Annotated in this window: 1 protein-coding gene and 1 pseudogene; one reads left to right on the forward strand and one right to left on the reverse strand. The window is 56.5% G+C overall.

The features are described from left to right. Window positions 1-1077: pseudogene (locus tag AAEY72_RS14130) on the reverse strand (phage tail length tape measure family protein); the annotation flags it as partial. Window positions 1078-1104: 27 nt separating this feature from the next. Here AAEY72_RS14130 and AAEY72_RS14135 point away from each other — a divergent pair. Further along, window positions 1105-1197: phosphoribosylaminoimidazolesuccinocarboxamide synthase (locus AAEY72_RS14135; RefSeq protein WP_352311129.1), on the forward strand; the 93-nt coding region annotated here is incomplete at its 3' end.

A 1197-nucleotide genomic window follows, 5' to 3' on the forward strand; every position in this document is an offset into this window, starting at 1 on the left:
GTTGGGTAACGCCAGGGTTTTCCCAGTCACGACGTTGTAAAACGACGGCCAGTGCCAAGCTTGCATGCCTGCAGGTCCGGCAGCGCTCTCCAGCGTCCGGAGTTCTGCCTGAAGCGTCAGCAGGGCAGCATGAGCACTGTCTTCCTGACGATCGCCCGCAGACACCTTCACGCTGGACTGTTTCGGCTTTTTCAGCGTCGCTTCATAATCCTTTTTCGCCGCCGCCATCAGCGTGTTGTAATCCGCCTGCAGGATTTTCCCGTCTTTCAGTGCCTTGTTCAGTTCTTCCTGACGGGCGGTATATTTCTCCAGCGGCGTCTGCAGCCGTTCGTAAGCCTTCTGCGCCTCTTCGGTATATTTCAGCCGTGACGCTTCGGTATCGCTCTGCTGCTGCGCATTTTTGTCCTGTTGAGTCTGCTGCTCAGCCTTCTCTCGGGCGGCTTCAAGCGCAAGACGGGCCTTTTCACGATCATCCCAGTAACGCGCCCGCGCTTCATCGTTAACAAAATAATCATCCTTGCGCAGATTCCAGATGTCGTCTGCTTTCTTATACGCAGCCTCTGCCTTAATCAGCATCTCCTGCGCGGTATCAGGACGACCAATATCCAGCACCGCATCCCACATGGATTTGAATGCCCGCGCAGTCCTGTCTGCCCAGGTCTCCAGCGTGCCCATGTTCTCTTTCAGGCGGCGGGTCTGGTCATCAAACCCTTTCGTTGCGACCTCGTTCGCCGCCTGCAATGCCCCGGCTTCATCGCCGGAACGCTGCAACTGAGCAACATACGCAATCTGCTCCGCCGACACGTTATGGAACTGGCGAGCCATCGCCGTCAGCCCCGACGTCGGGTCTGTGGTCAGCTTCCCGAAGGCTTCAGCGACCTTGTCCACCTCCACGCCGGATGCAGAGGAGAAACGCGCCACACTCTGGCTGATGGACGCAATCTGAGCCTCACCGCTTACCCCCGCCTTAACCAGTGCGCTGAGTGACTCGCTGGTCTGGTTAAACGTCAGCCCTGCCGCCTGCCCGGCTCTGGACAGGACCAGCATACGATCTGCCGTCAGTCCCGCCTGATTGCCGGAAAGCGCTAGCGTTTACTCTAGAGGATCCCCTGGAATGCTGCTAAATACGAAGTTGGTAAATCTCAAGACTCTTACGATAAACAATTTTTGAGAGATTGGTTAACTTCTAATGGTGTT

This window comes from Psychrobacter sp. W2-37-MNA-CIBAN-0211 (genome assembly GCF_040309405.1).
Taxonomy (GTDB): domain Bacteria; phylum Pseudomonadota; class Gammaproteobacteria; order Pseudomonadales; family Moraxellaceae; genus Psychrobacter; species Psychrobacter glaciei.